We start from the raw sequence: 25625 nt of genomic DNA on the forward strand, positions 1-25625 counted from the left end.
TTTCCTATCTTATCGGTTCGTGCACGGTAACGAGCTTTGTGCCGTCCGGAAATGTCGCCTCGACTTGTATGTCGTGGATCATCTCTGGAATGCCTTCCATCACCTGTTCCCGGGTGATGACATGTGCCCCTGCCTGCATCAGATCGGCGACTGACCGGCCGTCACGGGCGCCCTCGACGACGAAATCGCTAATCAATGCAATGGCTTCCGGATGATTGAGCTTGACGCCGCGTTCGAGTCGGCGGCGGGCGACCATCGCCGCCATAGAGATGAGAAGTTTGTCCTTCTCGCGTGGTGTCAGGTTCATGCTTTTCCTTCAGTCATACTCAGTTTTGCGTCTAGATTGACCAGACTTTAGGCACGCCTGCCTTTTCATTGAGCAGTTCTATCAATGGCACCAGCCGTTTCCTCAATGAATAGGCGTCGCCATCGACGAGCCTCGCAAGAAGCTTGCCAGACCAGAAGGAAACACCCCCTTTTGTGCCAACTATTTCTCGGCTCGGCTCAAGATGACGTTCGGCGTCGGCATCGAGCAGTAGGACAGTGGCCATGGTGCGCATCCCTCCGAGCAGTGCAGGGCGGCTCAGCATCGATGCCGTGTCGGGTCCGATTGTGAAATCTTCCGCATGGATCAGTCTGCCTTCGCGGCGAATGCGCCAGCGATCCCGGAACAGACAGTTCTGCACGTCCTCACCCATCGCTTTGCGACCGAACACGACTGGCTCCACGATCAAGGCACGGCTAGTCTCGGCAAGATCGACGGTAAGGGTTCGCTTCAGTGCCGAGCCCTCGAACAAAATCGTCTCCTGCGGCAACCATGCGAGCGAGGCCCGCTCCCCCACCTCCAAGATGCTTGCTACGTCAGCGGTGCCGGCAGACGCCTTGTAGATGCGCTCGCATGCCTGAGTGGTGACCTGCGCCCGGCAGTCGTCCGCGACGTCAAACCTCCAGCGCATCTCGTCGCCCCCCGTCAGTCCACCTGATGTGTTGATCATCACCGCCTCAAGCGACCGATCATCAATCTCGGGCAACAGAATCTTGGCGCAGCCTTCCTGATAGAGTGTGTCGATACGCGTACGGCCATTGCCGGTTTTTACAGCGAGATGCGCCGAGCCAAAGGCACGTTGCGGTTTTGCTTCGACGGCTCGATCAGAAGATGGGGGCACGCTCATTGCGGCACGCTATCGCAATGATCCAGCTTGCGGAAGCTCAATAGGTGCCAAGTTCTATAGCGCGCTGGTGTGCCTTGAAAACAGCCCGGATCATAAGCCGCTTGAGTTTGTCATGGCCCATCAACACGTCGAGCGCGGCGGCGGTGGTACCCTTCGGGCTCGTCACCTGTTCGCGCAGCGTCGTTGGCGTGTCTTCGCTCGAAGCGGCGAGGACGCCAGCGCCGTAGACGGTCTGCATTGCCAGCAGCTCCGCGGTCTTTCGTTCGAGGCCAGCCACAACAGCCGCTTCGGTCAGGCACTCGATGAAATGGAAAACATAGGCAGGTCCGGATCCCGAAACCGCGGTTGCCACGTCGATCAGTTTTTCATCGTCTACGGCTGCAACTTTTCCGCTGGTTTTCAACAAGGTATCGACAAATTCGGCGTCCTCGTCGCTCACGTTCGAATTGCGGAATGTGACGATCATGCCTTTACCGATCGCTGCAGGCGTATTCGGGATGGTGCGGATAATCGCGGTCTTTTCACCTAAGAATTCCTCGAACAACGCGACCTTGACGCCGGCGGCGACACTGACGAACGTTGACCCGGCGGCGAACCGCTCATAGGCGGGCAGCACGTCGCGCATCACCTGCGGCTTGACCGCGATGAGGATAATGCGCGGCGACAGATCGTCTTCGAGCCGGCTTGCATTGGCATGCGCATGAACACCAAGCGTTGCCGCCCGTTCACGCAGCGCATCGGTTGGCTCGACCACCGTGACCTGATCCGGCTGCAATATTCCTGCGTCCAGCCAGCCCTTGAGCATGGCAAAGCCCATATTGCCGCAACCGACCAGAACCACGTTATCCATTTCATTCTCCCGCTAATGTCGCGGCACTTTGATCTGGCCCGGTGCGCCCGGTCAACTGGTCTTGTGGGAATTTATGCGCGTGAGCATGGGAACGCGGGCGGTCATGCGTAGACCGAAACATGCCATGACCACGAGCAGCCACACGGGATCTGCACGCCGGAAGAAGAAGCTCTCAAGAAAAGCGTTCATCAGCGAAAATGTCAGGCACATCATGAAAAAGTCGGCCATGAACACGTTCTCGCGCTTTTTCAGGCAGCGCGCATAGTCGACAAGTGGCAGTACGATCAAGACGATGAGCGCGCAGATCATAGCGGGATAACCCATGGCGATGGCGATATCGAGATAGCCGTTATGCGCATGCACAATGCCGCGTACGTCCCAGTCGAGGTAGTAGCTCGGATTTTCCGCCTGCCGCACGACCGGCGCTTCCCAGAAACTTTCAAAACCATATCCGCGCCACGGTGTTGCGGCGAGCTTTTCCAGCCCGAACTGCCAGATGGATGTGCGGCCGGTAAACGTGGTGTCCGCACTGAGCTGAACGAGGAGATCGTGCGTTGCCGGGAAGAAGAGTGTTCCTATGGTAAAGAAAAAGAATCCGATCAAAGCTGCGGCGATCAGCACGGCAGTCACTATACGAAAGCCGAAGATTCCGGGGAACATGACGAGGAAAATCACGATTGGCACCAGCGCCGTCGCGGTCTTCGAACCTGTGTGCGCAACGAACCAGAGCGCGAGCACCAGCAGAACAATGCCGGTCCCGCGCCAGCCGCGACGGATCAGGTAGATACCGCCGAAAGAGAACGCCGCCATGACCGGTCCGGCAATATTCTTATGCGCGAAGATACCGCGCCAAAGTCCCGCATGTTCGGCTTCGATCTCATTGGCGGTATGCTTGGCAAGGTCCGGAACGAGAACCAGACCGGCATAGGAGAGTGTCAGCACGGCAAAAGCTGCGATCACCAGCGCCAGCGAAAATCCATCGGCATCGCGTGGCAGCGCCAGCACCGCGATCATGCATATCGCGGCGATCACAGTGAAGAGTACAGCGCGTTGAGCGGCTCCGGGATCGATGGCAACAAATGTCGACAGGAAAAGAAAGCCGAACATGACGATCCACATCGGGCTGATGAGGGCAACAAGCGTACGCGGGTTGGCAAGCACTATCATCGCAAGCACAGAGATGCCGCCCAAGGCACCGAAACCGAGCTGATTGACGAGATCGCCGCCGCTCCCGGCGATTGCTGTGCTCGCCGGTTGGAATGGGCGAAACGAGATCAGCAGCACGCAAAGGATGATCGCCGCAACAAGACCGGCGACCAGTCGCATTGGGATCGCGGATACCGCGTCAGTTCTTTTCAGGTTGTCGATACTGCTCATTCGAATATCCGAATTCCGCCAGAATGCGGCCAACACCAACATAGATCTGATAAGTGCCGATGGACAGAGAGCCTGTCTGCATCACCTTGATCACGGCCCGTAGCGGCGAGACGGCGAGAAGTGCCAGACTCTTCAGGACTGTCTTCGCTGCGCCAAAAGGTTCACCGCCACGCTTGCGCTTTTCAATCAAGGTAGAGATCACGCCATTGCGCAGTGCCCGTGCCCGGATCCAGTCAGCCTCGACGCGCCTCGCCGGGATGGTTTCGTAAACGGGTGCTTCCGCGCACCAGGCGATGGTGAAGCCTTTGACCACACTACGGCTGATGAAATCCGAATCTCCGCCGCCCATGAAGTTGAAAGCGAGATCGAGAAACGGAAACGGCATGGTCTCAAGCACGTTGCGCCCGACCAGCAGATTTCCGGACGAATAAATGATCGGCACGCGACCTGTGCGGGTATGATGGGGGCTGAAAACCGGGTGTGTCGACCATTTCGTGTGTTCCGGCTTGGCGAAGACCGGAAGTTGCGGCCCGCCGACAAAATCGACACCATAGGCCTCGCGCGTCTTGCACATGTTCTCCAGCCAATTCGGATCGGCGATCTCATCATCGTCGATAACCAGCAGTGACGTGAAATTTGGAAAGGCCTTCAGCGCGGTCAGCCATCCTGCGTTGTAGGCATTACAATTGCCGCGATCATGCGCGATGATCAGCAGGCCCGGAAGTTCGCCACTCTCGAACAGCGGTTTTGCTGCTTCCGCTCCCTCACGTTTTTCGGTTTCGTTCTCCATGACGACGATGGCAAAGCGCCGCGCGGTCACCTGGGCTTTGAGCGACAGCAGGGTTTTCAACAGATGTTCCGGACGTTTGAACGTCGGCAACGTCACCACGACATCGATCGTTTCCGGCTTGAGGCCGGGCGACTGCGCCGCAACGGTGATATTTTCTGGAAGGTCAAGATTCATTGCCGGAGTATTTATCCGTTATCCATGGTGACAACTTATAAGAGTTGGTTATTCAACATTTCATTACATTCTGCGATCAAATCAAATATTGAGAAATAAATCGTCGTGGAGAGCTTCAAGCCTTTGCATCTGCTGTTCGTAACATCGCTGGTACCGGATGGTAAGCCGACGACCGGCTATGAGATTGCCAACAAAGCGATCATCGATGGCCTTGTGCGTGCCGGCGCCCGCGTCACCGTGATCGGATTTGTCTGGCCCGGGAGCAAGCCGCTCGATCCGGACAACACAATCGTCCTCGGTGAAGTAGATGTGCGCAACGACACCGCGAACTTTGCGCAGAAGTTGCTTTGGTTCGGCAAAGCAATGATGTCGGGCCTCACGGTTTCCTCAGTAAAGCTGCGCGTCGTCACGAAGGAAACGTTCCGTACCGCAATCGCCTCGGTGGAGCCCTTCGACGCTTACGTGCTGAACGGCGTGCCACTGCCCGGGGCATTTGAGGACTGTTTCGACGACAAGCCGCAAATCTTCATCGCACACAATGTCGAACATCGCTCGGCGCGCGAGAATGCCGAAGCGGCCACTAGTCCGGTACAAAAATATCTGTTCAGCCGGGAGTCCCGGCTTCTGATGGGCCTTGAGAAGCGACTGTGCGGCCGGGCATCGTTCGTCTTCGCGCTCGCCGATGATGATATCGATGCGCTGGGTCTATCCGGAACCGGACGTGCCGCGGCACTTCCTCTCGTGACCGGCGCCGATACGGCGAAGAGCAAAGGACGCAAGATAGAACGCGATCTTGGCTTGATAGGGACTTGGACATGGCAGCCGAACCGTATTGGCCTTGAATGGTTCCTTCGCGAGGTCGCACCGCACCTTGACGAAGACATCGGCGTTACCGTTGCTGGAAGTACCCCGGCCGATCTCAAAGCTGCATGGCCTGATGTTAATTTCGCCGGTCGTGTGGCGGACGCTACGGATTTCGTCTGCGGCTGTGCCGTGATCCCGTTGATCAGCCGCGCCGGGAGCGGCGTCCAGCTCAAGACGATCGAAACATTCGAATTGGGTCTGCCTAGCGTCGCCACCGCGCTTTCTGTACGGGGCATCGCAGATATTCCGGATAATTGCATTGTCACCGATGATCCCGTCGGCTTTGCCAAGGCGGTAAACGCCATGGTGCCACGCGTGCGCGCAGGTGAGGATTTGACACGCGAGGGGGACGCCTTCCGCGCCGCGCAGTTGGCACGCTTCGACCAGCAGATAAGATTGGGACTGGACCGGCTTGAAACCCGGATTGCGAATGGGCGCGAAGCCGCATGAGTTTGGGCGAAACGGATATTCCACGTCGTTCTATCCTTGGTGTAGACGTTGTCGCGTTGCCTTGGGCGGACGCCATCGAAGTCATGCGGGAGCGTATCGCACAGCAACGCTTCGCGCTGGTCACCTGGCTCAATGCCCACAACGCCAATCTTGCGCAGGAGAATGTTGATTTCCGTCAGGCTTTGAACCAATTCCTCGTTCTCCCCGATGGCTTCGGGGTCGATATTGCCTCGAAACTCCTGCATGGCGCACCTTTTCCGGCGAATCTCAACGGTACGGATTTCACGCCCGCCCTACTTGAGGCAGAAACCAACCCTCTGCGTGTCGGCCTCATTGGCGCCCGCCGTGAAGTGGTCGAAAAGGCTGCGGAGAGCTTCAGGCAACTTACGCCCCAGCATGAAATCCGCGTGATCAGTGATGGCTTCTTTAAAAGCGAGCATCAGCCATACATTCTGCGTGTCTTGAAAGAATATCATCCGCATATCCTGCTCGTCGCTATGGGTGTACCGCGGCAGGAGATGTTCATGGCGAAGAACTTGACGGCCGAACATTGCACCTTGGCCTTTGGCGTTGGCGCGCTGTTTGATTTCATGGCTGGTGCTGTGCCACGGGCTCCCTTGATCGTGCAGAAGCTGCGCTTTGAATGGCTCTATCGCCTTGCTCAAGAACCCGGCCGGTTGTGGTATCGGTACATTGTCGGCAATCCACTTTTTCTGCTACGCGTCATACGGGCGAAATTCAAAGTCGGCGGGGGCGCATGACGAAAACGGCACTCGTTACGGCGAGTTATGCGCCCGATTTTGAGCGCTGCAGATTGCTCTGCGAAACAATTGATCGTTTCGTCACCGGCTACACCAGACACTATATTTTGGTCGAGCACCGCGACGTTGCACTGTTCAAGCAGCTGGAAAACCCGCGTCGTATTGTGATCGACGAGAACGATCTATTGCCCCGCTGGATCAGGCCGTTTCCCGATCCGAGCAATTTCGGTCGCCGCCGCATTTGGCTATCGCCGAGGACGATGCCATTGCGCGGCTGGCACGTGCAGCAGTTTCGCCGTATCGCCATTGCAGCACACACGGATGAGGACGCTTTCTTCTACATCGATTCCGATGTCGCTTTCCTGAAGCCTTTCGATTGTGCCTCGGTATGGCGTGGCAAAGATCTGAGGCTGTTCCGCCGCGATGGCGATCTGTTGCGTCCTGTGCCCGGTGATCAACTCATCTGGTCTGAACATGCGGGCCAGGTTCTCGGGCTTATCCCGGTGAGCCTAGCAGGACACGACTATATCGGCACTTTGATCGCCTGGCGGCGGGAAGCCTTGCTGACCATGTGCAACCACATCGAGAGGATCACCGGCCGCCATTGGATCGCGGCGATCGGGCGGTCGCGCCGGTTTTCCGAATGCATGATCTACGGCCGCTATGCCGATGAAGTGCTGATGGCCGAAGGGCACTATCATGACGCCGCTGAATTCTGCCGGGTCTACTGGTTTGCGCCTGCGCCAACGGACGCGGAGTTCCTTGCGTTCGTTGAAGCGATGACACCGGAACAGATCGCGATCGGCATGCAATCCTTCATCGGCGACGATACGGCCCGCATCCGGAAATTATTGACGTAGAAGGTCTCTGGAAGAACTGATCCTGATGAGGGATATGGTGGGGCTTTCGAGAACCGGAGCGCAGTGGACATTTTCGTCCATGAGCACCGGAAGCGCAGAAAGTCGCATCAGATAGCCATCAGGATCAATTCTCAGACGCGTCGGGCCGGCTTCTTGATGGCTCGATAGGTCAGGTATGCCGATAGCAGATACAGCACGGCGAACATGGCATTCAGCCAGATCATCCAGTCGTGGGTATCGAGAAACACGACAAGAATCCACGAAAGCAGTGCAGCCTTGGCGATGCCGAGCAACGCGAGATTAAGCGCACGCAAGCCAGATTGGCCACGCGCATAAAGGATTTCCGCCTGATACTCGATGAGATTGCGCAGTCCCGGTACGAGCAGGACCAAGGGCAGCAGCGAAACGACCGAGGCAACATTCGCTCCAAGCGCTCGCGGGAAAATGGCAAGGAAGATTGCAAGCGCCGCCAGACCGAGTGTCGAAACCAAAAATACTCCAAGCTCCAGGCCGCCCCGTATTTTGAGCGATTTCAGCATGTCCGGTGTTCGCATCAACTTTTGTACCAGCATCATGTTGAATGAGCGGACGGGGAGGGCGGTCAAATCGACGAGCCGCATGATGATCGCATAGACACCCGCCGTCTGTGGTCCGCCGACTGCAAGCACCAGCAGCTTGTCCATTTCGGACTGGACGTAGAACAGTACCTCGGCACCTGTGACGGCAAAGGAATCCGCCAGCCTGCGACGGTAGAGTTTGGGAATAAGCCGCAGCCGCACGCGCGGGTAGAAGAAGATGATTGCGACAAGAAGCGCAACGCCGTTCGCCCCCGCATACCACCAGCTCCATATTGCGAGGTTGGTCACGCTTGAGAACGCGAACAGCACTGCCGCTGCTGCCCGCAATGCCGTACCGATAATGACCAGCAATGCTGCCCGACCAAAGCGGTTCATGCCGTTATTGACGATGACCACGACTTCCAGCGACCGCCAAAGCAATGCTTCCGCTGCAACGATCACTGCAAAGGTGCCAAGCGCGAGATCTGCACCGAAGAAGACCAGATGCATCAGATAGGCCGCAAGAATGAAGATCGGCAACGACACGACGACCGCCGCGAGAAAGCCACCCGTATAGGCGCCAATCAATTGCGGCTTCACGGTGGAAATCCGGTAAAGCGGTGAAACAAAGCCGAAGGAGACGAGGCGTGATAGCACGACACCGGTTGCTGATGCCGTGGCAAACAGACCGAACTCCGCAATCGAAAGTGTATTGGCAAGGGCCACGAAATAGGCGAGCGAAATGACGAGCCGTCCCGCCGATCCACTGATCACGGAGAAATAATCGCGGATAAGCCCCGCATTGGCTTTCAGATGGCGTGCAACCAATTCCATGTCCTGCCGGATATGCCTGAATCAAGGCTGCGGGGAAAGCACTGTCTCAAGCGTGACTTCGCCGGATTTCTACATCAAAAGACTTAACGGCTTGTATTCTCAGGTCGAGGGCGTGCTATGAAGGACTTCATTGCACGACTTCTAACAATCATTGCATTTCACAGAATCGTATTTTCAAATTATATCATTTAGGCTATATTTATATGAATTGGATGGTGGAAACGCTTGATACAACTGTCGATGCCGAGATTGAGGAATTGCCTCCAGCACTACGATCAAGGCTCGTTCGTCTCATGGAAACAATCGAAAACGTTGGTCTTGAAAGGTTGCGGGAGCCGCACGTCAAACACTTGAGTGGTAAATTGTGGGAGTTGCGGGTGAAAGCGTCGGAGGGCATCGCTCGAGGTCTGTATGTGACGGTAAAGGGGAGGAAAGTCGTTATCCACCATGTTTTCGTTAAAAAGTCACAAAAAATACCAACCAAAGCGCTTGCCATGGCACAGGAACGAATGAAAAGAGTGATCTTATGACCAAGCTTGCAGAACTGAAAAAGAAATACATGAACGATCCGGAATTCCGCAAAGAGTATGATAAAGCGGATCTGGAATATTCGATAATTGAACTCTTGATACGTGCCCGTACCCAAGCAAAAATGTCACAAGAAGAGCTTGCGAAGCGAATGAATACTACACAATCCGCTATAGCGCGACTAGAAGGTGGTAAGGTTTCACCCTCAATTGCTACATTGCGACGCTATGCGGAAGCGACCGGGTCGAGACTGCATGTTGAGATTACACGGATGTAAGGGCATGGCTCTGATAATTAACGTTTTATTTTCCATAGAACTTTAGGTTGAATTAACTGTGGGTGTGGTGCCGCAATTGAATCGCGTTGGTTGGGCGATCGTGGAGTTGAAGTGGGAATGAGTAATCGCGAAAACGAGACGGCAAAGCGGCCGCGGCGCTCGCTTCTCTCGTTTGCCAGTCAGCCGGAATCGGCGGGAGAGACTCATGTCGATCCCGAACCCTTAATCACATCCATTCGCGGCGAAGACAATCTCGATCACTATCATCGCATGCGCGCTTTGCGCCTGGCAGCCGGCAGCGAAATCTCGCAACCATCATTGAGTGATATTACGGAGGACCTCAGTTCCGAAGAAGCCGAGCAAGATGCCGTTAATCGCATGCGTGCCGACATGGCCGCGATCAAGGCAGAGCTCAACCGCCGCGTCGATGCGGCCGAGCAAATTACGCCCCAGCGCGAAGAATCTTTGCCGTTGGTTGAAGAACCAGTCCGTGCCGAGCTGGAAACTCCAATCGCCACAGCACGATCTGAACCCGAGCCGATAGAGCAGTTTCAAGAAGAATTGGAACCGGTTTTCCGTCCGGAATTGCGTAAAAACAAAGAGGTGGAGCCGGACCCTGAACCTGCTGTCATACCGACGCCGGTGCACCGGCCTGCTCCGCGCAAAGTACAGTCGGTCGAATATCAAAGCGATGAATGGCGGCCACTCGTTGACCCGCGTATCGTTCTCAATCGCGTTGGCCGTTCCAAGGGACTGATTATCGCAACCACAATCATCGGTACGCTCCTTGGCGTTGGCTATGCGATGACATTGCCGAAGCTTTACGCGTCGACCGTTGAAGTGCTTGTCGATCCGCGGGATCTCAAGATCGTCGACAAGGAAATTTCGTCGAGCCAGCTGCCCGTCGACGCTTCGCTGGCTATCGCCGAAAGCCAATTGCGCGTCATTCAGTCGAGCAGTGTGTTGACCAAGGTGATCGATCGCACAGGACTTGCCAAAGATCCGGAATTCAATGGTGACCTCAAGGAGCGAGGCCTTTTTGCGTCGATCCAGGAGCTTTTTTCTACCGATAGCACGCCAGATGAGACAACGCGTGAAACCGTTCTCCTGCGCAATCTCTACGACCATCTTGAGGTGGAGCGAAGCACCAAAAATTTCATCTTCAATATCACTGTGAAATCAAGGGATCCGCAAAAGGCGGCCTTGATTGCCAATACCGTATCCGATGTTTTCCGCGAAGAGCAGGGCAACATTCAGTCCGATACTGCACGGCAGGCCACTGAGTCGCTGACAGCGCGCCTCAACGATCTGCGCGCAGGCGTTCAGGATGCCGAGAATGCCGTGCAGAAGTTCAAGGCGGAAAATGACCTTGTCGACGTACAGGGCAGGTTGATCAGCGATGATGAAATCACGCGCACAAATGACGAACTCACGCAGGCGCGCAACCAGACAATCCGCCTTAAGGCGCAGGCCGACTCTATCCGCAATACTTCCGTCGAAGGCGTCCTCGGCAACACACTGCCGGAAGAATTCCGCTCCGGTGTCATCGTCGCCCTTCGCTCGCAATATGGCGCACTGAAGCAACAGGCGGATGGCCTCGCCACCAAGCTTGGACCGCGCCATCCGCAACTCATTCAGGCCCAGTCCCAAGCGACCGGTGTTCGCAACGAAATCCGTCACGAGCTTGGCCGTATTGCATCTTCGGTGCAGGTGGAACTACAGCGTGCCACCCAGCAGGAACAGGACCTGTCGTCACGGCTGGCGCAGCTGAAAACGCGTACCGCCACCAACAACGAAGACATGGTCAAGCTGCGCGAGCTCGAACGGGAAGTTACCGCCAAGCGCGAAGTCTATGAAGCCTTCCTGTTGCGCGCAAAAGAAACTGGCGAACTCGAAGGCATGAACACCACCAATATCCGCGTCATTTCCCCGGCGCGTCCGGCGCTTGAAAGCACAGGCGGTTCGCGCAAGCTCGTTGCAATTGGCGGCCTGCTCGGCGGACTTTTGGCCGGTCTCGGTATCGCCGTGTTGCTCGGCATGATCGAAAGCTTCCGTGCCGGAAATCGCACGCCTGTTTATGTCGAAGATGAACCGCCAGTCGATCCGGTGCCGCCATCCGGTACGAAGCGTACCGTTTCGCCGGAAAGCGCCGGTCCTGTGTCCGCAGTGCCTGCTGAATCGCGGCTTGGCGCAGCAATCCGGCGCGCACAAACACGGTCCATGATGTCGGATAAATCCGAAATCGAGAATTCAGCGCATTCCGCTGATGACGAGGCGGCAATTGCCGAGTTTCTCTACGAACATGCTGACGCGCTGACCGAGCCACGCCATCATGACAATTCGAACATCGAGGAAATGTTGGCCGAGATCGCCAAGTTGCGCGAAGTCCTGAATCGACGTGCCGGCTGAGTTCTTATCTCCCCCCTTGCGGGGGAGAAAGCGATTTCAGCATCTTAGCCTCTTTGCTAAGTGCTAGAAATCGCAAGAGAGGGGATTTGCTTCACTGAACTACCCCCTCACTTGGATTTTCCAAGGATTTAGCGAAGAGGCTAAATCCAGGAAAATCCTTTCTCTCCCACAAGGGGAGAGATAATCGCCATCAGCCGTTGCGCATTACTTAATGCAATCTTGGTGTCGGGCCTTGCCCTTTGTCATCAATGACATAGCCGCGATAAAACCGGTCCAGCGTAAAGGGTGCAGACAGCGGATGCGGCTCATCCTTGGCGATTGTCCAGGCGAAGCATTTTCCTGAGATCGGCGTCGCCTTGAAGCCGCCGTAGCACCAGCCGGTGTTGAGATACATGCCCGGCAGCGGGCCCGTCGTGATGATGGGCGAGCCGTCCATGGTCATGTCCATGATCCCGCCCCATGAGCGTAGCAGCTTGACGCGCGCCAGCGCCGGGATAAGGGCAACGAACTCGCTCATCACATCCTCCACCACCGGCAGGTTGCCGCGCTGCGCGTAGGAATTATAGCCGTCGATGTCGCCGCCAAAGACAAGGCCACCCTTGTCCGACTGGCTGAAATAGAGATGACCCCCACCGAACGTCGCCACTGTATCGACCACAGGCTTCAGCGCTTCCGAGACGAAAGCCTGCAGCACATGCGATTCAAGTGGCAGGCGGTCGACACCAGCGCGCCGCATGAGCTCGCTGGTATGCCCGGCGACGGCACACCCAACCTTCTTGGCATTGATCGGCCCGCGTGTTGTCATGACGCCTGTGACCGTATCGCCGTCCTTCAGGAAGCTTGTGACCTCGCAATTCTCGATGATGTCGACGCCGAGCTGGTCAGCGGCGCGCGCGTAACCCCATACGACCGCATCGTGCCGTGCAGTTCCGGCACTACGCTGCATCAATCCGCCAAGAATGGGGAAGCGCACGTTGCTGCTGATGTCCAGTCCGGGGATAAGCTTCTTGATTTGCGCCGGATTCATCAATTCGCAATCGATGCCGTTGAGCCGCATCTGGTTGCCGCGCCGTGCGTAGACATCGAGCTGCGGCAGTGTGTGGGCGAGATTCACCACGCCGCGCTGCGAGAACATCACATTGTAGTTGAGGTCGTGCGACATGGTTTCCCATAGTTTCATCGACGCTTCGTAGAAATGCTGGTTCTCTGAAAGAAGATAGTTGGAACGGATGGCCGTGGTGTTACGGCCGATATTTCCGGATCCGAGCCAACCCTTTTCAACGACGGCGATATTGCGCATGCCGTGTTCCTTGGCCAAATAGTAGGCGGTAGCAAGCCCATGGCCGCCCCCGATGATCACCACGTCATAGGCTGGTTTCGGCTCGGGCTTGCGCCAGGCGGGTTTCCAGTCCTTGTTGCCGTTGAGGGCATTTTTCAAAAGGCTGAAAGCTGAATAGCGCATCATGAATTCCGGATTCGAATAAGATTTCGCGATCATGCTCGGATTCATCGCGTTCGCCAAGCCCTAAGAGCCCGTTTGGAAAGTCGCTGCGGCGAGGCACATGGCGTGGTTTTCGAGAACCGGAGCGCAGCGTACGTTAAGGTACGTGAGCACCGGAAGCGCAGAAAATCACATCAGATGACCGCCGCAGTAGATTTTCCACATGGGCTCCGAGCGTCGTATCATCGCATTGCTCTATAGAGACGCTTTCGCTATTGCGTCAGTGAACGCCGTTATGACGGTATTGTTGGCGCGTAAAATCAACAGAATGGCGCTCAAAACCGTGAACTTCCAGGAGCAGCACATGGCAGTGACGATCAATGGCAAGGAAATTGCCGAGGACGTGGTTTCGAAGGTCAAAGCTTCTGCCGCCGATCTGATCGAAACCAGCGGGATCACACCCGGCATCGCCGTTGTTATCGTTGGCGAGGACCCGGCCAGTCAGGTCTATGTTGCGTCAAAGGGCAGGAAGGCGCGTGAATGCGGTTTTCACTCCGTTCAATACACTTTGTCGGAAGATACTTCAGAGGACGAGCTCGTCGCGCTGGTTGAAAAGCTCAATGCCGACCAGTTGATTCATGGCATCCTCGTCCAGCTTCCTTTGCCGAAACATATCGATTCCGGCCGTATCATCCAGACCATCTCGCCAGACAAGGATGTTGACGGCTTCCATTTCGTCAACGTCGGCAAGCTGGGCACCGGCGAAATCGAGACGGCTTTCGTTCCCTGCACCCCCGCCGGATCGATGCTGTTGATCGAGCGTATCCTGGGACGCGATCTTTCCGGCCTCAATGCGGTGGTCATCGGCCGTTCCAACATCGTCGGCAAGCCGATGTTCAACCTTTTGCTCGCCCATAATGCCACCGTGACCATTGCCCATAGCAAGACCGAGGATCTGGCCGCCCTTTGCCGCACTGCCGATATTCTGGTTGCTGCCGTCGGCAGGCCGCAAATGGTCAAGGCCGATTGGGTCAAGCCCGGCGCAACAGTCATCGACGTCGGTATCAACCGCATTCCAGCCCCCGAAAAAGGCGAGGGCAAGACCCGCCTCGTTGGTGATGTGGACTTTGCCGACGTGTCAACGGTCGCTGGTGCTGTTACGCCAGTTCCGGGCGGTGTCGGGCCTATGACTATCGCCATGTTGATGGCCAACACGCTTGTCGCCGCCTATCGCTCGGTCGGCGAAGTGCCGCCGCGCTTCTGATCCATTTGCTCTTACAGGGAATCCGGTTAGAACAACGCATGCCAGAAGCCCTCAAAGTCACCAGAACCTTTGCCTTTCTGCTCGTCGACAGATTCCCGATGTTCAGCCTTGCAGCGGCCATCGATACCATGCGCACGGCCAATCGCATGTCGGAGGAGGCGTTCTATTCCTGGACTACCGTCTCCGCCAATGGTGCAGCGGTGACCGCTTCGAACGGACTGCAGATCAATGTGCAATATGCGCTGGCGGATTTGCCCAGCGCCGACATCACCTTCATTTGTGCCGGGCTGACGACCGAGTTTGACGACAAGGCCAAGGTCATCGCCACCTTGCGCACTCTGGGACGTCGCGGTGCCGTGCTCGGCGGACTGAATGTAGGTAGCTACATTCTGGCGGAGGCGGGGCAGTTGGAAGGGCATCGCTGCACCATACACTGGGAAAATCGCGCTGGTTTTCAGGAGCGATTTCCGCAGATCGAGTGCACCGGTAATGTCTTCGAAATCGATCGAAAGCGCTACACCTGCGCCGGAGGCACGACTTCGATAGATTTGATGCTGGAGATCATCAAGCAGGACTTCAGCCCGGCTCTTGCCAATGAAGTGGCGAACCAGTTCCATCATGAACGCATTCGCTCGCAGACCGACCGCCAGCGCGTCGGCCCCGAACGTGATCTCACCGGCAAGTCGGAAAAGCTGCGCAAGATCGTCGAACTCATGGCGGACAATCTCGAACAACCGAAATCAGCTGTGCGTCTTGCCAAGGCTGTTGGCCTGTCGGTCCGGCAGGTGGAGCGGTTGTTCCTGCGCCATCTCAACATGACGCCGGGGCGCTACTATATGAGCCTGCGCCTCGAGCGGGCGCGCGAACTGTTGCGCCAGACCCATTCGCCTATCCTGGATGTGGCGCTGGCGACGGGCTTCACGTCGCATTCCTATTTTGCCCAAAGCTACCGGGCACAATTCGGCCGCTCACCCTCGGACGAGCGCCGCACAACCTATTGATCCTTGGCGGGGCCGATGGCTTCGAGATCGGTGAGGGCAAAGCCGGCATCCTTTGTCAGGATCGGCGCACGATGCGATTTTGCAGATGCATAATGGAAGCAATCGGCAAGGTTCAACGCGCTGTTGCGATTGGTGGCTGGGTTATGGTGTCGCCCATAACGCTCGAATGCTTGTAACGCGGATGACAAGTCGTCATTTGAGACAGCAACAACCTCGATGTTCGTTTCATTGATAAATACTGTTACCAGCGATTGAGCTTGCGACATGGCGATGCCCTTCTTGCCGAAGAGGGCAGCAGTGGTTTCCCACACCGCTATAACCGATGTGATGAGCTGTGAGTCTGTATCTTTAAGACGTCCCGTATACGTTTCCGCCCCCGGCTCGTTCAGCAAGATAGCGACCATAACCGATGCATCGACAAACATTAATAATCGCCGCTGAGTTCGTCAAAAAATGCCTTGTCGATGACAACCCCATCCCTGTCAGGGTAGGCCGCTATCTTGTCTTGTATTACTTTTATACGCTCCAAAAGCGGAACTTCCTTGTCGGTAAGCCGCAGTTCCCTTTCCAGCGCGAGCTTCACGGCTTCGGTTTTGGTGATGTGCTTACGGGCCGCGAGCTTTGCCGCAAGCTGGTTCACCTCTTCGTTGCGAATATTCAATGGCATGACAAACCCTCGTGTGTAGACAGCAATATAGGAGCGTCTACACACGAGTACAATACGACTAAAGGCCAAACACCGAAGCGCCGTTTTCCGCCTTTCCAACAACATTGCGGAAGGCTGCGAATAACTCGCGCCCCATGCCGTAGCTGTTGTGGCTGATATCAACGTCCGGCGTCGGGCGCGCTGCGAGGACCTCCGGATCCTCCAGCACGTCGAGCGTACCGATTTCCGCATCGAGCCGAACAACATCGCCATCCCGGATCTTGCCGATGATGCCGCCATCGAGCGCTTCAGGCGTCACATGAATTGCCGCCGGAACCTTGCCGGATGCGCCGGACATGCGTCCGTCCGTCACCAGGGCAACCATATGGCCGCGATCCTGCAGCACGCCGAGGGCAGGGGTGAGCTTGTGCAGTTCAGGCATGCCATTGGCGCGAGGCCCCTGGAACCGCACGATCGCAACGAAATCGCGGTCGAGCTTCCCGGCCTTGAAGGCATCCTGCAGCGCTGCCTGGCTATCGAAGACGATTGCTGGCGCTTCAATGATGTGCCGGTCGGCTTTGACGGCGGAGGTCTTTATCACCGCCGTGCCGAGGTTGCCCTTGAGCATCTTGAGACCACCCGTAACCTGGAACGGCTGCTTGCAGGTCGACAGCACTTTTTTGTCGGCGCTTTCCGCGGCGACCGGCTCGCGCACGACCGTACCGTTTTCACCGAGCTTCGGCTCGATCGTATAGGCGCGCAAACCCTCTGTTCCGCCCCAGACCGTCTTGACGTCCTCGTGCAAGAGGCCGCCATCAAGCAACTCACGTATGATATAACCCATGCCACCGGCGGCATGAAAATGGTTCACGTCGGCCAAACCATTGGGATAAACGCGCGCCAGCAACGGCACAACGTCGGAAAGGTCGGAAATGTCCTGCCAGGTCAGCTTGATGCCGGCAGCGGCAGCCATGGCGACAAGATGCATCGTATGATTGGTCGAGCCACCCGTGGCGTGCAGACCGACAACGCCATTGACGATACTGCGCTCATCGATCATTTCACCGACCGGCGTGTATTCATTGCCAAGCGCCGTGATCGCAAGTGCCCGCTTTGCGGCTTCACGCGTCAGTGCGTCGCGCAAGGGCGTGCCTGGATTGATGAAGGACGAACCCGGCATATGCAGGCCCATGATCTCCATCAGCATCTGGTTGGAATTGGCTGTGCCGTAAAACGTGCAGGTGCCGGGTCCATGATAGGACTTGGATTCGGATTCGAGCAGCTCTTCGCGGCCGACCTTGCCTTCCGCATAGAGCTGGCGCGTCTTGGCCTTCTCGTCATTGGGGAGGCCGGTGGTCATCGGGCCTGCAGGAATGAACACTGCTGGCAGATGGCCGAACGTCAGCGCACCGATCACGAGGCCCGGCACGATCTTGTCGCAGACGCCGAGATAGACCGCCGCGTCAAACATGTCGTGCGACAGTCCAATGGCGGTTGCCATGGCGATGACATCGCGTGAGAACAGCGACAGCTCCATGCCAGGCTGGCCTTGCGTCACGCCATCGCACATGGCGGGAACGCCGCCCGCAACCTGCGCTACGCCGCCAGCTTCCTTCGCTGCGGCCTTGATCAGGTTGGGATAGGTCTCAAACGGCTGATGCGCCGAGAGCATGTCATTATAGGAGGTGATGATGCCAAGATTGGCTATTACATCGCCAGCGAGCGCCGCCTTGTCGGAAGGGCTGCAGGCCGCAAACCCATGGGCGAGATTGGCGCAGGCGAGTGCCGAACGCTTTGGCTTGCGCGATGCAGCTTCGCGAAGATGATCGAGATAGACATCACGCGTCGGCCTCGACTGCTCACAAATGCGGTTGGTAATGCTTTTCACCCGCTGAAGAACGGTCATATCATGTCTCCTTATGGCGTTTGCCAGGAAGTTTGGGAGCCTTCCCGGCAATCACACGCTCCGAGCCTCAGGGAGCCCAGAAAATCTCGAGCTCGATCGGCTCGTATCGCAATATCGCACGTATCGGCATATCGGTTGTCGCGCCACGTCCGAGAGCCGCCTCAAGGGTCGTACGCTTGCCCGCACCTTCAATATGCAGCGCCACGAAGCGTGCATTGACGATCACCGGTAGCGTCAGCGTCAGCCTTGGCTCGCCTGCGCCTTCCGCATGCATCGGCAGCACCAGCGCCGGCTGATCCGGCGAAATCGCGTCGCTCAACTGGTCTCCACCAGGAAAGAACGACGCGGTGTGACCATCGCCACCCATGCCGAGAATGACGACATCGAATGGCTGTCCAAGCTTGGCGATCGCCTCTGCTGCTATTTTAGCACCTTCTTCGGCATCCGGCGCCTCATTGTAGAGACTGGTGAAATTCGCCTGGGCGGCTTTGTTTTGCAGAAGCATTTCGGTCACGAGCTTCTGGTTTGAACGGTCGCTGGTCGGCGGTACGAAGCGCTCGTCCACCAGCGTGATCGTGATCTTGTCCCACCGCAAATCCTTGAGTGACAGCGCCTTGAAAAAGCGGGCAGGGGTTGTGCCGCCCGATACGGCCAGCACAGCCTTGCCGCGCGCTTCCACTGCGTCCACCAGCCGTGCCGCGACGGTCGAAGCGAGGGCTTCGGCAAGCGCATTGCCATCGGCAAAACTGTTCAGTCGCGGATCTGCTGTCATTGAATCATTTTACTCAGGTTCATGCCATGTGCGATTGTCGCGTTCGATTAGAGCGATGGCCGCCGATGGGCCCCATGTGCCGGCGGTATAGCCTGCCGGCGGCTGTTCGGTTTCGGCCCACGCCTTCAGGATCGGGTCGACCCATTGCCACGCCGCGACCACTTCGTCGCGCCGCATGAACAGTGTCTGGTTGCCGCGCACCACGTCCATGATCAGCCGTTCATAGGCATCGGGGCTACGCGCGGTGAAGGATTCGGCAAAGGTCATGTCCAGAGGAACGTGACGCAGGCGCATGCCACCCGGACCAGGGTCCTTGATCATCATCCACTGCTTGACGCCCTCGTCCGGCTGCAAGCGGATGACGAGCTGGTTGGCGACAACGCGGCCGGCACCCTCACCGAAGATCGAATGCGGGATTGGCTTGAACGACACGACGATTTCGGAAGCACGTGATGCCAGGCGCTTGCCCGTACGCAGATAAAACGGCACCCCGGCCCAGCGCCAGTTGGCGATTTCGGCCTTGATGGCGACAAATGTTTCGGTGTTGCTGGGGTGTTCCAGCTCTTGTATGTAGCCCTTCACCGCGCCGCCGGAAGAAGCGCCAGCGCGATATTGGCCGCGGACAGTAAGCTCGTCGGCGTTCTTCGACGTTATCGGGCTCAGCGAACGCAGCACCTTCAACTTTTCATCGCGCACCGCATCCGCATCCATAGATGCCGGCGGCTCCATCGCTACGAGGCAGAGCAGCTGCATGATGTGATTTTGCACCATGTCGCGAAGTGCACCCGCCGTATCGTAATAGCCAGCACGATTTTCCAGCCCGACAGATTCAGCAACGGTAATCTGCACGTGGTCGATATGAGCGGAATTCCAAAGAGGTTCATACAGCGCATTGGCAAAACGCAGCGCCATCAGGTTCTGCACGGTCTCCTTGCCGAGATAATGATCGATGCGGAAAATCTGCTGTTCGTGAAAAACGTGGCCGATCGTATCATTGAGTGCGATGGCTGACTGAAGGTCGCGGCCAATCGGCTTCTCGACGATAATACGCGTATGGTCATGGACCAGCTTGTAGCTTTTCAGGCGGCTCGAGATATCGGCGAAGAGGGATGGGCTGACGGCAAGATAAAAGGCGCGGACGCGTTTGGTATCATTGCCGATTTCAGTCTTCAGCTCTTCCCAGCCATTGTCGGAAGTGGCATCGACCGCGACATACGACAAGCGTGCCAGGAACTGATCGACCTGCTTCTGGTCGAATTCGGTCGGCTTCACGAATTCCTTGATCGCGTTTTCCGCGAACTTGCGGTAGTCGTCGTCTGACATGGGCGAACGGGAGGCGCCGATGATGCGGGTCGGTTCTGAAAGCTGGCCACCGCGCTGGCGTTGATAAAGCGCCGGGATCAGCTTGCGCTCGGCAAGGTCGCCGGTACCTCCGAACACGATGCAATCAAAGGGGTCAACCGGGATGATCTGACTTGTCATGGGAGAGTCTCGCTATGCCTGACTTTGCGCATTCGTAAATGCGGGTTGTATAATCTAATCGATTTAAAATGACCAGTCCTGAAGCACAAACTGCGTCAAAATGCATTTCCAATTCGTGTCCTTTCCAATAGTCTTGCAACGAATGGGATGTCATCATGGTACATAATCTATCCAGAGTTGTCGCACAGGATAAGACCTTCCTGAATATCATAAATGGCAGACCTGTCGCCGCATTAAGCCAGGAAACAATCACTGTTTTGTGTCCGTCCGATGGCTTGCCCTTCGCGACCATCCCGGCTGACGATGCCGAGGATGTGGATCGTGCCGTACGCGCCGCGCGCGAGGCCTTCGATCATGGTCCCTGGTCAAGGATGCCAGCCTTCGAGCGCGGCAGGCTTTTGACCAGGCTTGGACAGTTGATCGAACAGCACGGTGATGAACTTGCCGCGCTCGAATCGCGCGATACCGGCAAGCCAATTCGCCAAGGCAAAGCCGATGTTGCTGCTGCCATGCGTTACTATGAATTCTATGGCGGTGCGGCCGACAAGATCCATGGCGATACGATCCCGTTTCTCGATGGCTACACGGCGCTGACCCTGCGCGAACCGCACGGCGTCGTTGCCGGGATCATTCCGTGGAACTATCCGATGCAGATCATGGCACGGGTGGTTGGCGCGGCGCTTGCCATGGGCAACACGCTGGTCATCAAGCCAGCCGAAGACGCATCGCTCTCGACGATCCGTATCGGCGAACTTGCCATCGAGGCGGGTTTCCCGGATGGCGTCCTCAATGTCATCACCGGCTATGGCCGCGAAGCCGGTGCAGCTCTTTCAGCACATCCCGATGTTGACTATGTGACATTCACCGGTTCTCCCGCAACTGGCACAGCCATCCAGCAGGCCGCTGCCGCGAACAATCGCGGCATTACGATGGAACTTGGCGGCAAGTCACCGCAGATTGTCTTTGCCGACGCGGATATTGAAAAGGCGCTCCCGGTTCTCGTCAATGCAATCATCCAGAACGGTGGGCAGACCTGTTCGGCCGGTAGCCGCATTCTTATCGAGCGTCCGATCTATGATCAGGTCGCCGCAGCGCTGGGCGAGCGTTTCGGCAGGCTCGTTGCCGGCCCGCACGATGCCGATCTCGACCTTGGGGCGATGATCAATCCGGCACAGAAACGCAGGGTTGAAAATTACGTCACGTCGGCTGCCGAAGCAGGCATCGATGTCATTGCGCAAGGTTCTATCGACGTCCACGCCCCGGCAACGGGCTACTATGTGGCACCAGTACTGTTCGGTGCCGTCGATCCGACGGCCATTATCGCCCAGGAGGAGGTTTTCGGCCCGGTGCTCACGCTGTTCGCGTTTGACGACGAGCAGGAGGCCATAAGGCTCGCCAACCACACGGACTATGGCCTCGTCGCCGGAATCTGGACCAAGGATGGCGCGCGCCAGCATCGCGTTGCCAAGCGCGTGCGTGCGGGTCAGGTCTTCGTCAATGCCTACGGCGCGGGCGGTGGCGTCGAACTACCATTTGGCGGCTTCAAGAAATCCGGTCATGGTCGAGAAAAGGGTTTCGAGGCCCTCTACGACATGTCCGCGACCAAGACGATCATCTTCCGTCACGATTGATCAAATCCACCTATGAAGCATGTATGAGGAGAAGACATGAAGCGTTTGGCAGGCAAGACAGCAATCATCACCGGAGGAGCATCCGGCTTTGGCGAGGCAATGGCCAAGCGCTTTGCCGGGGAAGGGGCCAATGTCGTTGTTGCTGATCTGAACCTTGTGGGTGCCGAAAAGGTCGCCGCGGATATCGGCAAGACCTCCGTTGCCGTTCATGCCGACGTGACGCGCAAGGAAGAGGTGGACACCATGGTAAATGCCGCGATGGACGCGTTTGGCCGGATCGACATTATGGTGAACAATGCCGGCTTCACCCATCGCAATGGCTCGATGCTCGGCGTCGACGAGGCAACGTTCGATCTCATCACCGGTGTCAATATGAAAGCGATTTACTACGCGGCGCTCGCCGTGGTGCCTATCATGGAAAGGCAGGGCGGTGGCTCTATCATCACGACCGCCTCGACAGCGGGCCTGCGCCCGCGTCCTGGTCTCACCTGGTACAATGCGTCGAAGGGCTGGGCGATCAGCGCCACCAAATCCATGGCGATCGAACTTGCACCGAAGAATATCCGGGTCAATTGCCTCTGCCCGGTCGCGGGCGAAACCCCGATGCTCGGCCTGTTCATGGGTGAAGACACGCCGGAAAAGCGTGCGCAGTTCAAGGCGACGGTTCCGCTTGGCCGCCTGTCCACCCCGCTCGACGTCGCCAATGCCGCATTGTGGCTTGCCTCGAGCGAGGCAGACTTTATTACCGGTGTTGCACTGGAAGTTGATGGCGGGCGCTGCATCTGATCGAACGATAAACCTTGAAACATGGGCTAGGTGGGCTACATTATCAAAGCAAGTCCAGGAAAAGTGCGAAGCGGTTTTCCGTCCGGAATTGCGCAAAACAAAGGACTAGAGCAATTCCGTGTTTCGAAGAAAAACGAAATTGCTCCAGTGTAGCCGAATTTCCCCCTGTGCTGCCCTGGCCCCCTCGGACCCCCGTGGCGCTTCCATCTTTCAAGGACATCAACATGACATCGAAACCTGTCTGGTTCATCACTGGCTGTTCAACCGGCTTTGGCCGCGAACTTGCGCGCCATACGCTTGAGCTTGGTTATCCGACCGTTGTCACCGCCCGCAACGTTTCACAGATCGAAGACATTGCCAAAGGCCATGAGGACAACGCGCTGTTGCTGAAGCTCGACGTGACCAAGCCTGAGGATATTGAAAACGCCGTCAAGGCCGCGACAGAGCGTTTTGGCCGCATCGACGTGCTCGTCAACAATGCGGGCATCGGCTATTTTGCCTCCTTCGAGGAGAGCGAGATGGAAGAAGTGCGTCAGATGTTCGAGATCAACGTCTGGGGTCTTGCCAACATGACGCGAGCAGTCCTGCCGACCCTGCGCAAACAGCGCTCGGGCACTGTCGTGAATATCTCTTCGCAAGGCGGGTTGGTGGCCAACCCAGCTGTCAGCTTCTACACTGCGACCAAATTCGCCGTAGAAGCTCTGTCGGAAGCTCTTTCAAAGGAAATCGCGCCCCTCGGGCTCAAGGTGCTTATCGTCGAGCCAGGTCCATTCCGCACCGATTGGGCCGGCCGCTCCGCCAATGAAGCCAAACACACGATTGAAGATTATCGCGCCACCTCCGGTCAGCGTGCCGAGATGATCCGCAACATCAGCGGCAATCAGCCGGGTGATCCGGTCCGTGCAGCCAAGGCGATCGTCCAGGCGGTCGAAGCCAAGGATCCGCCGTTGCGCCTGCTGCTCGGCAAACAGGCTTTCCAGAACGCCCATGCCAAGATTGCCGACCTTCAGAAGGATTTCGGCGCTTGGGAAAAGGTGACCTTGGGTGCGGATTATCCGGACGCTTGAGCCACGACCGGGTAGGCAAAAAAATGGCCGGCGAAAGCCGGCCAGTTTGTTTTAATGCCTGCTTCTTGGGTGTGTTGAAACTCCTGTCAGCGCGAGCCTAGATTAGATGCCGCAAAATCAGGAACAGCGTGAACGACAGCGCGATCGAGACCGGCAAGGTCAAGATCCACGCCATCGCCAGGTTTCGCACGGTTGACATCTGCAACCCTGAACCATTGGCGACCATCGTACCGGCAACGCCCGACGACAGGATGTGTGTCGTACTCACCGGCAAGCCCAGACTATCCGCGGTAAAGATCGTCCCCATCGCCACGAGTTCTGCCGATGCGCCTTGCCCATAGGTCAGGTGCGTCTTGCCGATCTTTTCACCGACAGTGACGACGATGCGCTTCCAGCCGACCATGGTGCCAAGACCGAGAGCTAGCGCCACGGCAACCTTCACCCATGTCGGAATGAACTTCGTCGCGTTGTCGATGGCCTTGTGATAGGACTTCACGGCCGTCATTTCTGCATCCTGCAGCGGCAGGGGCTTCTGTTTCTCGACCAGTTTCAGCGCCTCGCCGATCAGGTACATGTCATTGCGCGTGTTGCTGACCATGCCGTTTGGCACGTTGGCGGCCGAACCGTAGGGCGAGATCGACGCGCTCGTCTCATCGATGAAGCGCGGCAATGCGGCGGACATCTCGTCGCTCCATGTCTTGGTGCGAACCGCATTGTTGACCACCTCTCGGGCATCGGTCACTGCAATTTCCGGCTTGGCGTACTTGTGTAACGCCGTGCTCGCCGCTGTGGAAGCGGCCTTATAGGCTTCAAGATAATTGACGTCCGGCGTGCGGTTCAGGGCAAAGGCGGTCGGAACGACGCCGATCAGGATCAGCATGATCAGCCCCATGCCCTTCTGGCCGTCGTTCGAGCCATGGGCAAAGGAAACGCCTGTGCAGGTGAAGATGAGCAGAGCCCGGATCCACAGGGGCGGCGGGGTGTTGCCCTTCGGCGCCTCATAAAGCGCCTTGCTCTTGACGAGGACCTTCATCACCAGCAGAAGCAGCGCGGCGACGCCAAAGCCAACGAGCGGTGATATCAAAAGAGACATGCCGACTTCGGTCGCCTTGGACCAGTCGACGCCGCTCGTCACGGTGCCAGCCGGAGCCAGAAACTGGTTGGCAAGACCCACGCCGACGATGGATCCGACCAGGGTGTGCGAGCTTGAAGAAGGAATGCCCAGATACCAGGTGCCGAGGTTCCACAGGATCGCAGCGATCAGCAGCGAGAACACCATCGCGAGACCGGCGCTGGAGCCGACCTGCATGATCAGTTCCACCGGCAGCAGCGAAATGATACCGAAAGCGACAGCGCCGCTCGCCGTCATCACGCCGAGGAAATTGAAGAAACCAGACCAGATCACAGCAAGTTCGGCGGGCAGCGAATTGGTGTAAATCACCGTCGCCACGGCGTTTGCCGTATCGTGGAAGCCGTTGACGAACTCGAAGCCGAGCGCGATGAGCAGCGCCAGACCGAGAAGTATCCACGGCACCGCAACCGAGCTCGTCAACTCATTGGTGAGGGAATAACCGACATAGACAAGCCCGGCGAGGAGGATGGCAACTACAGCATAATTCGGCCATTGACCGAGACTGCTTGGTTTGTCGAGTGGATGCTCAGCGCGCAGACCGGCATCAGTTGCGTTACTTACCGTCATGACCAGATCCCCAAATGGTTAATGACG

Annotated in this window: 24 protein-coding genes; 11 read left to right on the top strand and 13 right to left on the bottom strand. The window is 57.2% G+C overall.

Going from position 1 to position 25625, the window contains the following annotated elements; translation table 11 throughout:
• Positions 1 to 4: 4 nt before the first annotated feature.
• From PHA01_RS01000 to PHA01_RS01020, 5 genes are read right to left on the bottom strand one after another with little or no spacing between them, the layout of a single operon-like run.
• Entirely contained in the window at positions 5 to 307 is a 303-nt protein-coding gene (locus PHA01_RS01000) for an urease subunit gamma (RefSeq protein WP_106715462.1), read from the bottom strand.
• Between the two features lie 31 nt (positions 308 to 338).
• Positions 339 to 1172, bottom strand: a complete 834-nt coding sequence (locus PHA01_RS01005) for an urease accessory protein UreD (protein ID WP_271892756.1) — start codon at positions 1170 to 1172, stop codon at positions 339 to 341.
• A 37-nt stretch (positions 1173 to 1209) separates the two neighbouring features.
• Positions 1210 to 2022 (bottom strand): pyrroline-5-carboxylate reductase, encoded by an 813-nt coding sequence (proC, locus tag PHA01_RS01010; protein WP_271892757.1) that lies wholly within the window; start codon positions 2020 to 2022, stop codon positions 1210 to 1212.
• A gap of 51 nt (positions 2023 to 2073) precedes the next feature.
• Positions 2074 to 3399 (bottom strand): O-antigen ligase family protein, encoded by a 1326-nt coding sequence (locus PHA01_RS01015; protein WP_271892758.1) that lies wholly within the window; start codon positions 3397 to 3399, stop codon positions 2074 to 2076.
• Positions 3368 to 4363 carry a glycosyltransferase family 2 protein gene (locus PHA01_RS01020; RefSeq protein WP_271892760.1) on the bottom strand — a complete coding sequence of 332 codons (996 nt, stop codon included), beginning with the start codon at positions 4361 to 4363 and terminating at the stop codon, positions 3368 to 3370. Before PHA01_RS01020 ends, PHA01_RS01015 begins: the two co-directional genes overlap by 32 nt.
• Positions 4364 to 4486: 123 nt before the next feature.
• On the opposite strand from PHA01_RS01020, the gene PHA01_RS01025 reads away from it, so the two are divergent.
• Genes PHA01_RS01025 through PHA01_RS01035 form a run of 3 tightly spaced genes read left to right on the top strand, consistent with a single transcriptional unit; the run spans position 4487 to position 7298 of the window.
• A complete protein-coding gene (locus PHA01_RS01025; protein WP_271893895.1) occupies positions 4487 to 5677 on the top strand; it encodes a glycosyltransferase family 4 protein in 1191 nt (396 codons plus the stop codon).
• Complete coding sequence (locus tag PHA01_RS01030; protein ID WP_271892762.1) at positions 5674 to 6438, top strand: WecB/TagA/CpsF family glycosyltransferase; 765 nt, start codon at positions 5674 to 5676, stop codon at positions 6436 to 6438. The genes PHA01_RS01025 and PHA01_RS01030 overlap by 4 nt, the downstream gene beginning before the upstream one ends.
• Entirely contained in the window at positions 6435 to 7298 is an 864-nt protein-coding gene (locus tag PHA01_RS01035) for a DUF6492 family protein (RefSeq protein ID WP_271892764.1), read from the top strand. Before PHA01_RS01030 ends, PHA01_RS01035 begins: the two co-directional genes overlap by 4 nt.
• Positions 7299 to 7429: 131 nt before the next feature.
• Here PHA01_RS01035 and PHA01_RS01040 read toward each other — a convergent pair whose 3' ends face one another.
• Positions 7430 to 8683 (bottom strand): lipopolysaccharide biosynthesis protein, encoded by a 1254-nt coding sequence (locus PHA01_RS01040; RefSeq protein ID WP_271892765.1) that lies wholly within the window; start codon positions 8681 to 8683, stop codon positions 7430 to 7432.
• A 209-nt stretch (positions 8684 to 8892) separates the two neighbouring features.
• Here PHA01_RS01040 and PHA01_RS01045 point away from each other — a divergent pair, with 209 nt between their 5' ends.
• From PHA01_RS01045 to PHA01_RS01055, 3 genes are all read left to right on the top strand, one after another.
• Positions 8893 to 9219 (top strand): type II toxin-antitoxin system RelE/ParE family toxin, encoded by a 327-nt coding sequence (locus PHA01_RS01045; RefSeq protein WP_271892766.1) that lies wholly within the window; start codon positions 8893 to 8895, stop codon positions 9217 to 9219.
• Positions 9216 to 9494, top strand: coding sequence for a helix-turn-helix domain-containing protein (locus tag PHA01_RS01050; protein WP_271892768.1), 279 nt, complete (start codon positions 9216 to 9218; stop codon positions 9492 to 9494). The genes PHA01_RS01045 and PHA01_RS01050 overlap by 4 nt, the downstream gene beginning before the upstream one ends.
• Before the next feature lie 117 nt (positions 9495 to 9611).
• Positions 9612 to 11903, top strand: a complete 2292-nt coding sequence (locus PHA01_RS01055; RefSeq protein WP_271892769.1) for a Wzz/FepE/Etk N-terminal domain-containing protein — start codon at positions 9612 to 9614, stop codon at positions 11901 to 11903.
• A 208-nt stretch (positions 11904 to 12111) separates the two neighbouring features.
• Here PHA01_RS01055 and PHA01_RS01060 read toward each other — a convergent pair whose 3' ends face one another.
• Positions 12112 to 13368 (bottom strand): sarcosine oxidase subunit beta family protein, encoded by a 1257-nt coding sequence (locus PHA01_RS01060; RefSeq protein ID WP_271893896.1) that lies wholly within the window; start codon positions 13366 to 13368, stop codon positions 12112 to 12114.
• A 340-nt stretch (positions 13369 to 13708) separates the two neighbouring features.
• Here PHA01_RS01060 and folD point away from each other — a divergent pair, with 340 nt between their 5' ends.
• Positions 13709 to 14608, top strand: coding sequence for a bifunctional methylenetetrahydrofolate dehydrogenase/methenyltetrahydrofolate cyclohydrolase FolD (gene folD, locus PHA01_RS01065; protein WP_271893897.1), 900 nt, complete (start codon positions 13709 to 13711; stop codon positions 14606 to 14608).
• Between the two features lie 38 nt (positions 14609 to 14646).
• On the top strand, positions 14647 to 15609 hold the full coding sequence (locus PHA01_RS01070) for a GlxA family transcriptional regulator (RefSeq protein ID WP_271892771.1): 963 nt from the start codon (positions 14647 to 14649) through the stop codon (positions 15607 to 15609).
• On the opposite strand, the gene PHA01_RS01075 is transcribed toward PHA01_RS01070, so the two are convergent.
• From PHA01_RS01075 to zwf, 5 genes are all read right to left on the bottom strand, one after another.
• Positions 15603 to 16034: a type II toxin-antitoxin system VapC family toxin gene (locus tag PHA01_RS01075; RefSeq protein ID WP_271892773.1), complete on the bottom strand. Its 432-nt coding sequence runs from the start codon at positions 16032 to 16034 to the stop codon at positions 15603 to 15605. The two genes, PHA01_RS01070 and PHA01_RS01075, sit on opposite strands and share 7 nt — an antisense overlap.
• A complete protein-coding gene (locus tag PHA01_RS01080; protein ID WP_271892776.1) occupies positions 16034 to 16276 on the bottom strand; it encodes a type II toxin-antitoxin system VapB family antitoxin in 243 nt (80 codons plus the stop codon). Before PHA01_RS01080 ends, PHA01_RS01075 begins: the two co-directional genes overlap by 1 nt.
• Positions 16277 to 16334: 58 nt before the next feature.
• On the bottom strand, positions 16335 to 18161 hold the full coding sequence (edd, locus tag PHA01_RS01085; RefSeq protein WP_271892778.1) for a phosphogluconate dehydratase: 1827 nt from the start codon (positions 18159 to 18161) through the stop codon (positions 16335 to 16337).
• Positions 18162 to 18228: 67 nt separating this feature from the next.
• Positions 18229 to 18933 carry a 6-phosphogluconolactonase gene (pgl, locus tag PHA01_RS01090; protein ID WP_271892780.1) on the bottom strand — a complete coding sequence of 235 codons (705 nt, stop codon included), beginning with the start codon at positions 18931 to 18933 and terminating at the stop codon, positions 18229 to 18231.
• Positions 18934 to 18942: 9 nt separating this feature from the next.
• Positions 18943 to 20415: a glucose-6-phosphate dehydrogenase gene (zwf, locus tag PHA01_RS01095; protein WP_271892782.1), complete on the bottom strand. Its 1473-nt coding sequence runs from the start codon at positions 20413 to 20415 to the stop codon at positions 18943 to 18945.
• Between the two features lie 155 nt (positions 20416 to 20570).
• Between zwf and PHA01_RS01100 the strand changes: the two genes are divergently transcribed.
• From PHA01_RS01100 to PHA01_RS01110, 3 genes are all read left to right on the top strand, one after another.
• Complete coding sequence (locus PHA01_RS01100; RefSeq protein WP_271892784.1) at positions 20571 to 22046, top strand: aldehyde dehydrogenase family protein; 1476 nt, start codon at positions 20571 to 20573, stop codon at positions 22044 to 22046.
• Between the two features lie 36 nt (positions 22047 to 22082).
• Positions 22083 to 22832, top strand: a complete 750-nt coding sequence (locus tag PHA01_RS01105; protein WP_271892785.1) for an SDR family oxidoreductase — start codon at positions 22083 to 22085, stop codon at positions 22830 to 22832.
• A gap of 224 nt (positions 22833 to 23056) precedes the next feature.
• A complete protein-coding gene (locus PHA01_RS01110) occupies positions 23057 to 23899 on the top strand; it encodes an oxidoreductase (protein WP_271892786.1) in 843 nt (280 codons plus the stop codon).
• Between the two features lie 97 nt (positions 23900 to 23996).
• On the opposite strand, the gene PHA01_RS01115 is transcribed toward PHA01_RS01110, so the two are convergent.
• Complete coding sequence (locus PHA01_RS01115) at positions 23997 to 25598, bottom strand: inorganic phosphate transporter (protein WP_271892787.1); 1602 nt, start codon at positions 25596 to 25598, stop codon at positions 23997 to 23999.
• Positions 25599 to 25625 lie beyond the last annotated feature (27 nt).

This window comes from Candidatus Phyllobacterium onerii, assembly GCF_028331445.1.
Taxonomy (GTDB): Bacteria; Pseudomonadota; Alphaproteobacteria; order Rhizobiales; family Rhizobiaceae; genus Phyllobacterium; species Phyllobacterium onerii.